Source organism: Nonomuraea thailandensis (assembly GCF_024172165.1).
Lineage (GTDB): Bacteria > Actinomycetota > Actinomycetes > Streptosporangiales > Streptosporangiaceae > Nonomuraea > Nonomuraea thailandensis.
Genome location: NZ_JAMZEB010000002.1, coordinates 2,526,878 through 2,541,136, shown reverse-complemented (window position 1 = coordinate 2,541,136; position 14,259 = coordinate 2,526,878). Strand labels below are relative to the sequence as shown.

The window sequence follows — 14,259 nt, the reverse complement described above, 5'->3', positions numbered from 1 at the left end:
GCCTAGGCTCGTGGGCATGGCCGACCCCATCCTCGTCCTGAACACGGGATCCTCCTCGATCAAGTACGAGCTCGTGGACCCGCACACCCACGCGCGCTCGGCCAGGGGGCTCGTCGAACGCATCGGGCAGGAGCAGGGGCGGCTGACGCACCGCAGCGGGGACGGGCAGCCGTACGTGCGCGACCGCGCCTTCGCCGACCACGGCGAGGGGCTGGCGGCGATGATGGAGGCGTTCTCGGCGGCCGGGCCCGAACTGTCCCCGGTCGCGGTGGGGCATCGGGTGGTGCACGGCGGCGACCGGTTCGCCGAGGCCGTGCTGATCGACGACTCCGTGGTCGCCGCCATCGAGGAGCTGGCGCCGCTCGCTCCCCTGCACAATCCGGTCAACCTGACCGGCATCCGGCTCGCCCGCAAGGTGTTCCCCGACGTGCCGCAGGTCGCCGTGTTCGACACCGCGTTCCATCGCACGCTGCCGCCGGAGGCGTACACGTACGCGGTGCCGGGCGAGTGGCGCGGGCTGGGCGTGCGGCGTTTCGGCTTCCACGGCACGTCCTGCGCGTACGTCTCCCGCCGCGCCGCCGCGTTCCTCGGCCGGGACCTCGCCGGGCTCGACCTGATCGTGCTGCACCTGGGCAACGGCGCCAGCGCGACCGCGATCTCCGGCGGGCGCAGCGTCGACACCTCCATGGGCATGACGCCGCTGGAAGGGCTGGTCATGGGCACCCGCTCGGGCGACGTGGACCCCGCGCTCGCCGGCTACCTCGCCCGGACGGCCGGCCTGGACGCCGAGCAGGTGGAGCGGAGGCTCAGTCACGGGGGCGGCCTGCTCGCGCTCACCGGATCCAGCGACATGCGCGAGGTGCGCGCCCGCTCCCGGGACGACGACGAGGCCCGGCTGGCCCTGCGGATCTACACCCGGCGCATCCGCAAGTACGTCGGCGCCTACCACGCGCTGCTCGGCCGGGTGGACGCGATCGTGTTCACCGGCGGGGTGGGTGAGCACGACGCGGCCACCCGCGCCGAGTCGCTGGCGGGGCTGGAGCGGCTCGGCATCGCCGTGGACGCCGCGCTCAACGCGGCGGCCTCGGGTGAGGAGCGCGCGGTCTCTCCGGCGGGGGCCGAGGTGCCCGTGCTGGTCATCCCCACCGACGAGGAGTGGGAGATCGCCGCCCAGACCCTCGCGCGGCTCTCCGCCCCTTCCGCCGGTTAGCGGGGCCGGGGCCGGGTCTGGCGGGCCGGGTCTGGCGGGCCGGGTCTGGCGGGCCGGGTCTGGCGGGCCGGGGTCCGGCGGGCCGGCTCGGGCAGCGGGCAAGGGTGTGGCGAGTGGCTCGGACGGCGGTGTGGCGGGTGGCCCGGGTAGGGGTGTGGCGGGCATAGCATGGCTGGGTGGGGTCGTTGTGGCCGGTGTGCCGCTCACGCGGCGGGCGCCGCCCCCGGTGATCATTCGTTCGGTCGCCATCCCGAGATGCCCTGCGCCGTCCCTTGATCAGCCGTTGTGCCAGGAGTGTGCATGAGCAACCGCCTCACCGCCGCGATGATCGACCAGGCGGCCGAACGGTTGCGGCCGGTGATCCGCCGTACCGCCCTGGAGCCGAACGAGCGGCTGTCCGGCCTGCTCGGCGGCCGGGTGCTGCTCAAGCGCGAGGACGCGCAGCTCTGCCGCTCCTACAAGGTGCGCGGCGCGTTCAACCTGATCGCCTCCCTCACGCAGGACGAGCGGCGGCGCGGCGTGGTCTGCGCGAGCGCGGGCAACCACGGGCAGGGCGTCGCGTTCGCCTGCGCCCGCCTGGGGATCAACGGCCGTGTGTACGTCCCGTCCACCACGCCGCGGCAGAAGCGCGAGCGCATCGCGGCGCTCGGCGGCGACCGGGTGGAGATCGTGGTCGGCGGCGGCACCTACGACGAGGCGAGCGGCGCCGCGCACGACGACAGCGAGCGCACCGGCGCGGTCTACGTGCACCCGTTCGACGACGTCAGGACGATGGCCGGGCAGGGCACGGTGGGCCTGGAGATCCTGGAGCAGTCCGGCGGGCGGCCGGGCACCGTGGTCGTCCCGGTCGGCGGCGGCGGGCTGATCAGCGGCCTGGCCGTCTGGCTGCGCGAGCACTCCCCCGGCACCCGCATCGTCGGCGCCGAGCCGGCCGGTGCGGCCAGCATGCGGGCCGCGCTCGACCACGGCGGCCCCGTCGCCCTGCCCGAGCTCGACACCTTCGTCGACGGCGCCGCCGTCGGCAGGGTCGGAGACGCCACGTTCCCTCTGGTCAAGGAGCTGGTCGACGAGGTCGTCGCGGTCGATGAGGGTGCGATCTGCACGGAGATGCTGGATCTGTACCAGACCGACGGCATCATCGCCGAGCCCGCCGGAGCCCTCGCGGGCGCGGCGGCCCGCGAGGCGCTGCCCTACGCTTCCCCGGGGCCGGTGGTGTGCGTGGTGTCGGGCGGGAACAACGACGTCAGCCGCTACAACGAGGTGCTGGAGCGCTCGCTCGTGCACATCGGGCTGAGGCACTACTTCCTGGTGACCTTCCCGCAGCGTCCCGGCGCCCTGCGCCACTTCCTGGACGAGGTGCTGGGCGAGGGCCAGGACATCATCGCCTTCGAGTACATCAAGAAGAACAACCGCGAGACCGGCCCCGCCCTCGTCGGCATCGAGCTGGAGCGGGCTGGTGACCTCGACGATCTCCTGTTCAGGATGAAGGCGAGCCCGCTGACGGTGGAGCGCATCCCGCCGGGCTCGCCGCTGTTCACGTTCATCCTGTGACGGCCGCGGCGTCGAGGAGGGCCTGGCACAGGCGCGCCCGCACGGTGACGCCGGCGTGGTCGAAGCGCTCGCACAACCGCTCGTGCGTCCGCAGGATGAGGGTCCGTGCGGCCGGAACCCTCCATGGAGATCATCATCTCCTGGCCTGCGGCGGCTGTCGCGGCGGCGAGGCAGGTGGCGTTCCGGAGGCCGAGGTCGGGGTCCACGACGGAGCCGATGTGCGAGACAAGGGCGTCATCACGTCCTGCGGCTGTAAAGCCGGAGCGCGATCGGGGCGAGCACGATCGTCATGGCGGCCGAGATCCCGAGCACGAGCAGGACGTCCCCGGCGTCCGGGACGCCGTCGAGCAGGCCGCGCGCCGCCTCGACCAGGAGCGTCACCGGGTTGACGGTCACGAACTCCCGCAGCGGGCCCGGCATGGTGTCCGGCGGCGCGAACGCCGAGCTCACGAACGTCAGCGGGAAAAGGATCATGGTGGACGCCCCCATGACGGCGGCGGGAGTCCGCGCGGTGAGGCCGACGATCAGCCAGAGCCAGCTCAGCGCGAAGCAGAAGACCAGCAGCAGCGCGACGGCCCCGGCGAGGCCCCCGGGCCCGCCGGGCGCGCGGTACCCGATCAGCGTCGCGACGCCGAGCACGAACGCGGAGGCGATCCCGTAGCGCAGCGTGTCGCCCAGCAGCGCGCCGACGAGCGGCGCCGGGCGCCAGATCGGCTGCGAGCGGAAGCGGTCGAAGGCTCCCTGCCCGATGTCGGTGTTGAGCGTCACGGCCGTGTACATCGTCATGAAGACGATCGTCTGGGCGAGGATTCCCGGCAGGGCGTAACGCAGGTACGCCTCAGGCGAGCCGATCATCGCCCCGCCGAACACGTACGTGAACATCAGCGTGAACATGATCGGGAACAGCGTGGCGTCGAGGAGCTGCTCCGGCACGTGCCTGATCTTCAGCAGGACCCGCCAGGCGAAGGTCAGCGTCGCGCCGAGCGGTCCGGCGCCCGTGTCCGGCGGCGGCGCGCCGGCGACGGCGGAGATCAGCCGGGTGTCGAGCGCCGGCCGTCCGGCCTCCTGATGGACGGTCACGCCGCCGCCTCCTGCCGGGCCGCAGCGGCGGCGTCGGCCGGTCTGCCGGTGAGGGCCAGGAACACCTCGTCCAGGCTCGGCTGGGCCAGCGCGTACTCGCCGATGCCGAGCCCGCGTCCGGTGATGGCCGCCAGCGCGCTCGCGACCGCGGCCGGTTCGCCCACCCGCAGGGAGAGCGCGGCGGGATCCGGCTCCAGCACGGGGTCGGCGCCGAGCATCTCCCCCAGGAGGCGCGCGACCTCGGGACGGTCGGCGCTGTCGGTGACCCGCACGCGTAGCGCACCCGCGCCGACCAGGGCCTTGAGCCGGCCACTCGTGCCCTCGGCGATGACGCGGCCGTGGTCGACGACGGCGATGCGGTCGGCGAGCCGATCGGCCTCCTCCAGGTACTGCGTGGTGAGCAGGACGGTGGTGCCGGCGCCGACCAGCGCTCGCACGCTCTGCCACACCTGACCGCGGGTACGCGGGTCCAGGCCGGTCGTCGGCTCGTCGAGCATCAGCAGCGCGGGGCGGACGACGAGGGAGCCCGCGATGTCGAGCCGGCGCCGCATGCCGCCGGAGTAGGCCTTCACCTGCCGCCTGGAGGCCGCGCCCAGGTCGAAGGCCTCCAGGAGGTCGGTGGCGCGCTTCCTCGCCGCGCTGCCCCGGTGGCCGCGCAGGCGGGCGAGCAGGGTGATGTTCTCCAGCCCGGTCAGGTCCTCGTCGAGCGAGGCGAACTGCCCGGTGAGCGCCAGCAGGGCCCTGACCCGGGCCGCCTCGGTGGTGACGTCGTGGCCCAGCACGCGGGCCACGCCGCCGTCGGGACGGATCAGCGTGGCGATCATCCGGATCAGGGTGGTCTTGCCCGCCCCGTTGGGCCCCAGCACGGACTGGACGCACCCGGCGGGCACCGCGAGGTCGACGCCGTCCACCGCCCGGGTGGCGCCGAAGACCTTGACCAGGCCGCGGGTCTCGATCGCCCAGGTCTCCCGGCTCACGTCGCGGGCCCTTCCCCGCACGGCCGGCACACCGGCCCTTCGATCAGTGATGTCATGAAGGCAGCGTGCCGCGGCGTCACGGCGGCGGTCTTGAAGGAATGTTCAGGCGGCGCGCGCCCGCGTCCAGGCGACGCTGTCGACCGTCCACAGCGGGTCGGCGGCGATCGCGCCCGGGGTGCGGCCGGCGAACCGGAGCACCTCGCGGTGGAGGTGCGACTGGTCGGCGTAGCCGAGCTCCGCGGCGACCTCGGCGAGGCTGGCGGCCGTGCCGAGCCGGCTGAGCGCCAGGTCGAACCGGACGATCGTCGCCGCCCGCTTCGGCGAGACGCCGATCTGCGACTTGAACCGGCTCCAGAACCGCGTGCGGCTCCAGCCGTACAGGGCGGGCAGGCCGCCGATCAGCACCCGCCCGTGGCCGTCCCGGATCCGCCGCCACGCGTCGGCCACCTCGGGGTCGATGCGGGCCCCGGAGCGGCGCCGCCGGGCGAGCGCGTCGCGGACCAGCGCGAACCGGTCGTCCCAGGACCGCGTCCCGATCAGCTGTTCGCGCAGCCGGACGGCGTCTCGCCCCCAGATGCCGGCCAGGTCCAGCGGCGCGCCGTTGAGCTCGGCCGGTGGCACGCCGAGCAGGCCCGGCGCGGCCGTCAGGTCCACCTGGAGCTCGACGCAGTCGATGGCGCGGCCGGACATCCTGACGGCCGTCGGGGCGATGCCCGCGACGAGGCCGCCCTCGACGGCGCCGCTGCTGAAGGGCTCCAGGCTGCCGGGGGTGCAGTCGATCACGATCGCGATCGCGGGGCCGGGGGGTACGCGCTCCTCGAACGTCCCGCCGGAGCGGTCGCGGAAGCCGGCCATCCTGACGCCCGGGACCGCGTGCGCCGCCGTGGGGGCCGCCACCTCCCAGCCGCCGTGGCCCCGTAGCTCCGGCCCGGTGTCGTCGGCTCCCATGAACGTGAGCATAGCTCTCGCCCGTCAGCGGCCGGCGATCGTGCGCGCCCCTGAAGTCGTGCGCGTCCGTGCCCCGAAGCGGCTCTCCGCCGTGAACCGGAGCGGCCTTCTGCCCGACTGTGCAGGGTGACGAAAGGGATCAAGTGGAGGAAGAGGACACCGTGAAGGCGCTGGAGGCCGACGGGCTGGGCAAGCGGTTCCGCACGCGCTGGGCGCTGCGTGAGGCCACGTTCGAGCTGCCCGCCGGGGCCCGGTGCGCGCTGGTCGGGCCGAACGGGGCGGGCAAGACCACGCTGCTGAACCTGGTGACCGGGCTGCTGGTGCCCACCACCGGCGGGGTGCGCGTCCTCGGCCGGCCGCTGGAGCCGTCCAGGGTGGCGTTCGTGGCGCAGGACAAGCCGCTGTACCGGCGGTGGAGCGTGGCCGACCTGCTGCGTTACGGCGCCGCGACCAACCCGCGCTGGGACCGGCACGCCGCCGCCTCGTTCCTGCGCGCCCACGAGATCCCCGTCCAGGAGCGGGCGGACCGCCTGTCCGGCGGGCAGCGCACCCTGGTGGCCCTCGCCCTGGCCGTCGGCAAGCGGGCCGGCCTGCTGGTGCTTGACGAGCCGCTGGCCGAGCTGGACCCGCTCGCGCGCATCCAGGTGATGGACGCGGTGCGCGAGCAGGAGACCACCGTCCTGCTGTCGTCGCACATCCTGGCCGACCTGGCCGGGGTGTGCGATCACCTGATCCTGCTCGGCGCCGGCCGCGTCCGGCTTTGCGGCTCCTTCACCGAACTGCTGGCCGCCCGCCCCACCGCCACCACCATGGAGGACCTCGTGCTCGACCACCTGCGCGACCCCGGGCTCGCCCGATGACCGGGCCGACGACCAGGCCGACCACCGGGCCGATGGTGGGGCCGGTCGCGGGGCCGCTGTGGGCGGCCTGGCGGGGGCAGCGCGCCCAGGCCGCCGCGATCGCCGCCGTCGTGCTGATGTACGGCCTGGCCGCCGCCGCGGAACGGGCGGAGCCAGGGCTGTCCGGGCTGACCCAGCACCTGGCCGGCCTCCTGCCCGGGGCGATCTGCCTGGTGTGGGGCGCGCCGCTGATCTCCCGCGAGTTCGAGACGGGGACGTACAAACTCGCCTGGACGCAGAGCCTGACGCGCGGCCGCTGGCTGGCCGCGGCGGTGGCCGTCCCGGTCGCCGGCGGCCTGGCAGCGGCGGCGGCGCCGGCCGCCCTGCTGGCCTGGGTGGTGCCCGCCGCGCCGGGCGATCCGATGGCCTGGCCGTACTACGAGAGCCACGGTGCGGTGCCGTTCGCCCGGGTGCTGTTCGCCCTGCTGCTCGGCGTCGCGGCCGGCGCCGTGACCAGGCACACCCGCATCGCCATGCCGCTGTCGGTCCTGCTGGTCGGCCTCGGCCAGCTCGCGGGGCGGGCGCTGCGGGGCCGCCTCGGGCTGCCCTACTGGCCGGCGCAGTGGGTCGAGACGGCCGCCTACCTCGTCCTCACGCTGCTCCTGGCCGGCGCGGCCCTGCTGGCGATCAGGCGGCGCGCCTGAAGGGCGCCGCGGCCCGTGAAACCCAGGCCGGACCGCCGCGCTTGGCTGCGCGCGAGCAGGGTAGCGAGCCGCCATGGCAGCCGACGTCATCACCCTCATCAAGGCCGACCACCGCAAGGTGGAGGAGCTGTTCGCCAAGCTGAGCAGCGGCAGAGGCGACCCGCGGGCCATCGTGGCCGCGCTGCACGCCCTGCTCACCGCGCACGCCCGGGCCGAGGAGGACGTCATCTACCCCCGCCTCGACGCCCATCACGGCCTGGAGCAGCACAAGGAGGCCGAGGTGCTGCTGGACAGCCTCAAGCGGGCCGAGCCGGGCGGCACGGAGTTCGCCGGCGCCCACGCGCTGCTGGCCGTCTCGGTGAGCCACCACGTGCAGGAGGAGGAGAGCACGCTCCTGCCGCTGCTGGCCCGTACGACGAGCGAACGGGAGCTGCGCGACCTCGGCAGGACGTTCCGGCAACGCCGGCAGCAGGAGCTGCGCGCGCTGACCTGGAAGGCCCGTGCGGCCTCCGGCGGCGGCCACCTCACCAAGACGGAGCTGTACGAGCGGGCCCGCGAGGCCGACATCCCCGGCCGGTCCCGCATGAGCAAGAAGGAGCTCGAGAAGGCCCTGGCCAGGGCTCGTTCCTGAGACCTTCACCCCGGCTTGAGAACGATCTACCCGGCAGTGGGCACGACTACGGTTCTCGGGACGGGGGGAACCGGCATGTGCGGCATCACCGGATGGGTGGACTTCGAGCGGGACCTGCGGGAGGAACGCGGGATCGCGCAGGACATGACCGACACCATGGCCTGCCGCGGCCCCGACGACGAGGGCCTCTGGACGGCCCGGCACGCCGCCATCGGGCACCGCAGGCTCGCCATCATCGACCTCGCCGGCGGCCGTCAGCCGATGGTCGCCGAGGAGGAGGGGCGCGAGCCGGCCGTCCTCACCTACAGCGGCGAGGTGTACAACTTCGAGGAGCTGCGCGCGGAGCTGTCCGGCCTCGGCCACCGCTTCCGCACCCGCAGCGACACCGAGGTGGTGCTGCGCGCCTACCTCGAATGGGGTGAGGAGCTGGCCGGGCACCTCAACGGCATGTACGCCTTCGCCGTCTGGGACGCCCGCTCCGAGCGCCTGCTCCTGGTCCGCGACCGCATGGGCATCAAGCCGCTGTACTACTACCCCACCCCTCACGGCGTGCTGTTCGGCTCCGAGCCCAAGGCGATCCTGGCCAACCCGCTCGCCCGCCGCGTGCTCGACGCCGACGGGCTGCGCGAACTGCTGGCGTTCGTCAAGACGCCGGAGCACGGCGTCCTCGCCGGCGTGCACGAGGTGCGCCCCGGCCAGACCGTCACCGTGACCAGGGAGGGCGTCACCAAGCGCCGCTACTGGCAGCTCGAGTCCCACGAGCACCCGGACGACGTGGGCTCGACCGTCAAGGCCGTGCGCGGCCTGCTCGACGACATCGTCGCCCGCCAGCTCATCAGCGACGTGCCCCTGTGCTCCCTGCTGTCGGGCGGCCTGGACTCCAGCATGGTCACCGCCCTGGCCGCCAAGCTGCTGCGCGAGCAGGGCCTCGGCACGGTGCGCTCGTTCTCGGTGGACTTCGCCGGCTACACCGAGAACTTCAAGCCGGATCTCACCCGCTCCACCCCGGACGCCCCGTACGTGCACCAGCTCGCCCGCCACGCCGGCGCCGACCACACCGACATCGTGCTGGACTCGGGCGAGCTGATGGACCCGGAGGTGCGCGCGGCCGTGCTGCGGGCCCGCGACCTGCCGATGGGCATCGGCGACATGGACAGCTCGCTCTACCTGCTGTTCAAGGCGATCCGCGGGCACTCCACGGTGGCGCTGTCGGGCGAGTCGGCGGACGAGGTGTTCGGCGGCTACCGGTGGTTCCACGACCCGGAGGCGGTCGAAGCCGGCACCTTCCCGTGGCTGGCCTCGCCCGCCGGCGCCGCCCACCTCGGCGCGGAGCGGCTGCTGAAGGACGACCTGGCGCGGCTCGTGGACCTGCCCGGCTACCGGGCCGAACGCTACCGGCAGGCCCTGGCCGAGGTGCCGCTGCTGCCGGGCGAGAGCGGGCACGAGCGGCGCATGCGGGAGATCAGCTACCTGCATCTGACCCGGTTCGTGCAGATCCTGCTGGACCGCAAGGACCGGATGAGCATGGCGGTGGGGCTGGAGGTGCGGGTGCCGTTCTGCGACCACCGCCTCGTGGAGTACGTCTTCAACGTGCCCTGGGCGATCAAGACGTTCGACGGCCGGGAGAAGAGCCTGCTCCGGGCCGCCGCGGCGGACCTGCTGCCCGACAGCATCCTTCAGCGGGTCAAGAGCCCGTACCCGGCCACCCAGGATCCCGCCTACGACCGGGCCCTGCGCGAGCGGGCGGCCACGCTGCTCCGGCACACGGACTCGCCGGCCGCCGCGCTGGTCGACTGGGACAAGGCCCGCGAGATCGTCACCGGGCCGCCGTCCCCGGCGAGCCGGGCCGTGCTGGAGCGGTTCCTGCAGCTCGACCGGTGGTTGCGGCAGTACAGGATCGAGCTCGCGATCTAAGGGGCGCGACGGCGCCCAGGCTTCCGTGCCAGCATCTCGATCATGCTTGAGTACGAGACGAGCGACGCGATGCTGGCCGCCGTCGCCGCCCGGCACGGCGTCGCCGCCGGGCGGGTGCGGCCCCTGCCCGAGGGGGTGGCCAACCGGGCCTTCCTGCTCGGGGACGACCTGGTCCTGCGCGTCCCGCGGACCGAGCGGTTCCTGCCGGACCTGCTCAAGGAGGCCGCGGTCATCCCGGTCGCGCTGCGGGCCGGGGTGCGCACCGCGGAGGTCGTCGCCTTCGACGGCGGCGGGTCGGAGGTGGGCGTGCCGTACATGGTGCTCACCCGGACGCGCGGGGTGGATCTGGCCCGTCTCGACCCGCGGGCGGCCGGCATGGCGCGGGTGCTCCGGGAGGTGGGGCGGGAGCTGGGCAGGCTGCACCGGGTGGCCCGGAGCGCCCCGCCGACACCGCCGGGACCGCAGACCGCATCGGCCGCACCGGCCTCGCCGGCCCTGGCCGGCGTCCCGGTGGACGGCGGCGGCGTGGACCCGTGGGCGCTCACCGGCCGGCTGGTCAAGGAAGGGTGGATCGACGAAGAGGCCGGCCGGTGGCTCGGCGGCTGGTTCGACCGCCTCTCGGCGCACCTGCCGGCGAGCCCGCCGCTGGTCCTGGTCCACGGCGACATCGCGCCGCAGAACCTGCTCGTCCTCCCGGAGACGGCCCGGCTCGGCGGGATCGTGGACTGGGGCGACGCCGCCTTCGCCGACCCCGCCTCCGATTTCGCCAAGATGCCGCTCGAATGCGTGCCCGCCATGCTCGGCGGCTACCGGGAGGAGACCCCGGCGGACGCGCCGGACTGGGAGGCCCGGGTGCTCTGGTTCCACCTCACCTGGGCGCTGGGCCGCCTGGCCGCTCCGGCGCCGCGCCCGGGCGAACGCCACTGGACCGCCCCTCCGGCCGCCCGGCTCCTGGGCCTGCTGCGCTTCTTCGCCTCGGCTCCACCGGCTCCCTGGGCCGGCCTGACCTGACTTTCCTGCGCCTTCGCGCGGGCCTCGCCCGGCGGCGGGGGGCACGCGCATGACCGTTCAGCCCGGTGTGCGAGGCTGGACTCGTGATCGACCCGCGAACCGTGGTCCTGGTCGAGGGAGCCAGCGACAAGTCGGCCATCGAGACGCTGGCCCAGCGCCGGGGCGTTGACCTGGCCGCCGAGGGCATCTCCCTCGTGTCGATGGGCGGCGCCACCAACATCGGGACGTACGTCGGCGAGCTCGGCCCCTCCGGCCGCCGGCTGCGGCTGGCCGGCCTGTGCGACGCCCGGGAGGAAGTCGACTTCCGCAGGGCCCTGGAGCGCGCCGGGCTCGGCTCCGGCCTGGGCCCGGGCGACCTGGAGACGCTCGGGTTCTTCGTGTGCGTCGCCGACCTGGAGGACGAGCTGATCCGTGCCCTCGGCACCGCCGCGGTCGAGCGCGTCGTCGACGCCGAGGGCGAGCTCGGCTCCTTCCGCACGATGCAGATGCAGCCCGCGTGGCGCGGAAGGGCCTCTCACGACCAGTTGCGCCGGTTCATGGGAGCGGGCAGCGGGCGGAAGATCCGTTACTCGAGCCTGCTGGTCGCGGCACTCGATCTCGATCGGGTGCCGCGTCCGCTGGACATGCTGCTGGCCCACCTGCTGGACGGCCCGGGAGGATGAGGCCCGGCCCGCGGGTCAGGAGCGGCCGGCCTGCGTGAGGTGGAGCTGGGCGTACCGGCCGCCGGCCGTCAGGAGCTCGTCGTGCGTGCCCTGCTCGACGACGCGGCCGCGGTCGAGCACGACGATCCGGTCGGCCTGCCGCACGGTGGACAGCCGGTGCGCCACCACGAGGGTCGTCCGCCCCCTCATCAGGCGGGCGAGCGCGTCCTTGACCAGCTCCTCGGACTCCGAATCCAGTGCGGACGTGGCCTCGTCCAGCAGCAGGATCCGCGGGTCGCGGACGAGCGCGCGGGCGATCGCGAGCCGCTGCCGCTGCCCGCCCGACAGGCGCGCGCCCCGCTCCCCCACGACCGTGTCCCAGCCGTCCGGCTGGTCCTGGACGAACGCCCACGCGTTCGCGTCGCGCAGCGCCTGGACGATCCGCTCGTCGGGGACCTCCGGCAGCCCGTAGGCGATGTTCTCCCGGATGGTGCCCTCGAACAGCACGGACTCCTGCGGGACGACCGAGACGAAGCGGCGGACGGTCCGCAGGTCCAGCTCCTGGATGTCGGCGCCGTCGAGCAGGATGCGGCCGCCGGTCGGCCGCACGAAGCCGAGCACCAGGTTGAGCAGCGTCGACTTGCCCGACCCTGACGAGCCGACGAACGCGACGGTCGTCCCCGACGGGATGTCGAGGTCGATGCCGTGCAGGGCGTCCTCGTCCGCTCCGGGGTAGCGGTGCGAGGCGCGCTCCAGCCGGATCGCGCCGTCCACGGCGCCGACGACCCGCTTGCCCTCGTTCTGCTCCAGATCCGGCTCCTGGATGACCTCGGCGATCGACCGGATCGACTCCACGCCGCGCGCGGCGACCGGGATCAGCAGGAGCAGCTGGGTGAGCCCCTGCGTGAGCAGCGCGAAGTAGCTCGACAGCAGCACCACCTCGCCCGCGGTGATCGGCAGCAGGCCGGTCAGGGAGAACACCGCGGCCAGCACCAGGCAGCCGACCCCGAGGAGCTGCATCGTCACCCAGGACAGGGAGGCGACGTGCCCGTTGAGCATGTCCAGGTGCAGGCCGGCCCTGCGGACGCCGTCGGCGCCGTAGGCGACGCGCGTGACCGCGGTCTCCTCCAGGCCGTGCGCGCGGGTGACGGGGATCAGCGACGCCATCTCGCCGACCCGGGCGGCCAGCCCCTCCATCTCGCGCCGCAGCGCCTCGTTGCGGCGGCGCGAGCGCCGGCCCAGCGCGGTGCGCAGCACCAGGGCGATCGGGACGGTGAGCGCGTAGACGGGCAGGAACTGCGGCACGGCGAGCGCGGTCATCGAGACCGCGCCGATGAGCACCATGGTCGCCGACAGCAGCGGGTGGGTCACCTGCTGGAGCGCGAGCTCCACGTTCTCGACGTCGCGCACCACCTTGTTCTGCACGATCGACGAGCTCACGCGGGTGTGGTAGCCGATCGACAGGCTCTGCAGCCGCGCGGCCAGCGCGTTGCGCAGGTCGGCGCCGATGTCGCGGACGACCGTCATGAAGCTGCGCGTGTACAGGATGTGGTTCGGATAGTTCTGCAGCAGCAGGACGGCCGCGAGCGCGAACCACCACAGGACGGAGGTCAGGGACCCGCGCCCGGCGACGACGTCGATGATCGCGGCGGTGATGACCGGGAGGAACCAGAGCGGGATCTCCTTCAACGCGAACGCCAGGAGCGCCGCCGACATGCGGCCGGGCCGGCGGGCGAGCAGCCGGGCCACGGACCGGGCCGGATGGGCGCCGTCGATCAGGGCGGAGACGTGGGAGGGGGGCTTCACGGCGGCATGTCCTTTCCGCCGCCACGAACGGCGACGCGACGGCGGGGATCATGCAACCACACGCTCCCCCGCCGCCACGGACCGGGCCGGGCGGGGGCGCCGCTCCCGAGGCCCGGCGCGGCGGGGGCGCCGCGCCGGGCCGCTCGCTCAGCCGGCGTGCTTGAGCGCCCAGTCGAGGGCGTGGTCGGCGATCTCCTCCCAGCCCTGCTCCGCGGGCATCAGGTGGCAGCGGCCGGGGTACTCGACCACCTCGGTCACCAGGCCGGGCGCCTTGTAGTGCTTGGCGTTCGAGCGCTGGATCCTGGGCGGCATGAGGTTGTCGTTCTCGCCCGAAACGAACAGCAGCGGCGGGCGCAGGCCGTTGTGGTAGTCGACCCAGTTGTCGTCCTTGCCGGGGTGGATGTTGGCCAGGGCGCTGCCCCAGAAGATGTTGCCGGAGGCGGGGATGTGGTAGCGCTCGTAGGTGGCGCGGGCCTGGTCCTCGGGCAGGGTGTTGGTGAAGGCGTAGCGCCAGTGCTCGTAGTCGAGCCCGACCGCCCGGTGCCGGTTGGCGGGGTTCTTGAGCACGGGGAAGGTGGCCTTGATCTGCGACAGCGGGATGATCTTGACGCCTTCGGTGGGGGCGGAGTTGATGGCCACCCCGGCGGCGCCGTAGCCGTGGTCGAGCAGGATCTGGGTGAACACGCCGCCGGCCGAGTGGCCCATGATGATCGGCGGGGTGTCCAGGCCGCGGATCAGCGTCTCCAGCGACTCGATGATCTGCGGGACGGTGACCTGCTCGATCGGGGTGGGGTCGGCGTTGAGCGCCTCCACCTCCACCTCGAAGCCGGGGTAGGCGGGGGCGACGACCTTGAAGCCCTTGGCCTGGTAGCGGGTGATCCAGTGCTCCCAGCTGCGGGGAGTGACCCAGAAGCCGTGGATCAGGACGATGGTGTCGGGTCTCATGG

General features: G+C 73.8%; 13 protein-coding genes. 8 read left to right on the top strand and 5 right to left on the bottom strand.

Features of this window, described 5'->3' with window-relative positions:
- Window positions 1-16: 16 nt before the first annotated feature.
- Complete coding sequence (locus HD597_RS15605) at window positions 17-1,210, top strand: acetate/propionate family kinase (protein WP_253742915.1); 1,194 nt, start codon at window positions 17-19, stop codon at window positions 1,208-1,210.
- A gap of 300 nt (window positions 1,211-1,510) precedes the next feature.
- Window positions 1,511-2,761, top strand: a complete 1,251-nt coding sequence (ilvA, locus tag HD597_RS15600; RefSeq protein WP_253742914.1) for a threonine ammonia-lyase IlvA — start codon at window positions 1,511-1,513, stop codon at window positions 2,759-2,761.
- 237 nt (window positions 2,762-2,998) lie between these two features.
- Here the strand turns inward: ilvA and HD597_RS15595 are convergent, their stop codons facing one another.
- From HD597_RS15595 to HD597_RS15585, 3 genes are all read right to left on the bottom strand, one after another.
- Complete coding sequence (locus HD597_RS15595; RefSeq protein WP_253742913.1) at window positions 2,999-3,841, bottom strand: ABC transporter permease; 843 nt, start codon at window positions 3,839-3,841, stop codon at window positions 2,999-3,001.
- Window positions 3,838-4,818 carry an ATP-binding cassette domain-containing protein gene (locus tag HD597_RS15590; RefSeq protein WP_253742912.1) on the bottom strand — a complete coding sequence of 327 codons (981 nt, stop codon included), beginning with the start codon at window positions 4,816-4,818 and terminating at the stop codon, window positions 3,838-3,840. Before HD597_RS15590 ends, HD597_RS15595 begins: the two co-directional genes overlap by 4 nt.
- Before the next feature lie 102 nt (window positions 4,819-4,920).
- On the bottom strand, window positions 4,921-5,766 hold the full coding sequence (locus tag HD597_RS15585) for a helix-turn-helix domain-containing protein (RefSeq protein ID WP_253742911.1): 846 nt from the start codon (window positions 5,764-5,766) through the stop codon (window positions 4,921-4,923).
- A 143-nt stretch (window positions 5,767-5,909) separates the two neighbouring features.
- On the opposite strand from HD597_RS15585, the gene HD597_RS15580 reads away from it, so the two are divergent.
- From HD597_RS15580 to HD597_RS15555, 6 genes are all read left to right on the top strand, one after another.
- Complete coding sequence (locus tag HD597_RS15580; RefSeq protein ID WP_253742910.1) at window positions 5,910-6,626, top strand: ABC transporter ATP-binding protein; 717 nt, start codon at window positions 5,910-5,912, stop codon at window positions 6,624-6,626.
- Window positions 6,623-7,309 (top strand): ABC-2 membrane transporter-related protein, encoded by a 687-nt coding sequence (locus HD597_RS15575; RefSeq protein WP_253742909.1) that lies wholly within the window; start codon window positions 6,623-6,625, stop codon window positions 7,307-7,309. Before HD597_RS15580 ends, HD597_RS15575 begins: the two co-directional genes overlap by 4 nt.
- A 73-nt stretch (window positions 7,310-7,382) precedes the next feature.
- Window positions 7,383-7,940, top strand: coding sequence for a hemerythrin domain-containing protein (locus tag HD597_RS15570; protein ID WP_253742908.1), 558 nt, complete (start codon window positions 7,383-7,385; stop codon window positions 7,938-7,940).
- A gap of 75 nt (window positions 7,941-8,015) precedes the next feature.
- Entirely contained in the window at window positions 8,016-9,854 is a 1,839-nt protein-coding gene (asnB, locus tag HD597_RS15565; protein ID WP_253742907.1) for an asparagine synthase (glutamine-hydrolyzing), read from the top strand.
- A 42-nt stretch (window positions 9,855-9,896) separates the two neighbouring features.
- Window positions 9,897-10,865, top strand: a complete 969-nt coding sequence (locus tag HD597_RS15560; protein ID WP_253742906.1) for a phosphotransferase family protein — start codon at window positions 9,897-9,899, stop codon at window positions 10,863-10,865.
- An 83-nt stretch (window positions 10,866-10,948) separates the two neighbouring features.
- Complete coding sequence (locus HD597_RS15555) at window positions 10,949-11,527, top strand: TOPRIM nucleotidyl transferase/hydrolase domain-containing protein (protein WP_253742905.1); 579 nt, start codon at window positions 10,949-10,951, stop codon at window positions 11,525-11,527.
- 15 nt (window positions 11,528-11,542) lie between these two features.
- Here the strand turns inward: HD597_RS15555 and HD597_RS15550 are convergent, their stop codons facing one another.
- Both HD597_RS15550 and HD597_RS15545 read right to left on the bottom strand, forming a co-directional pair.
- On the bottom strand, window positions 11,543-13,312 hold the full coding sequence (locus HD597_RS15550) for an ABC transporter ATP-binding protein (RefSeq protein ID WP_253742904.1): 1,770 nt from the start codon (window positions 13,310-13,312) through the stop codon (window positions 11,543-11,545).
- A gap of 147 nt (window positions 13,313-13,459) precedes the next feature.
- Window positions 13,460-14,257, bottom strand: a complete 798-nt coding sequence (locus HD597_RS15545; RefSeq protein ID WP_253742903.1) for an alpha/beta hydrolase — start codon at window positions 14,255-14,257, stop codon at window positions 13,460-13,462.
- Window positions 14,258-14,259 lie beyond the last annotated feature (2 nt).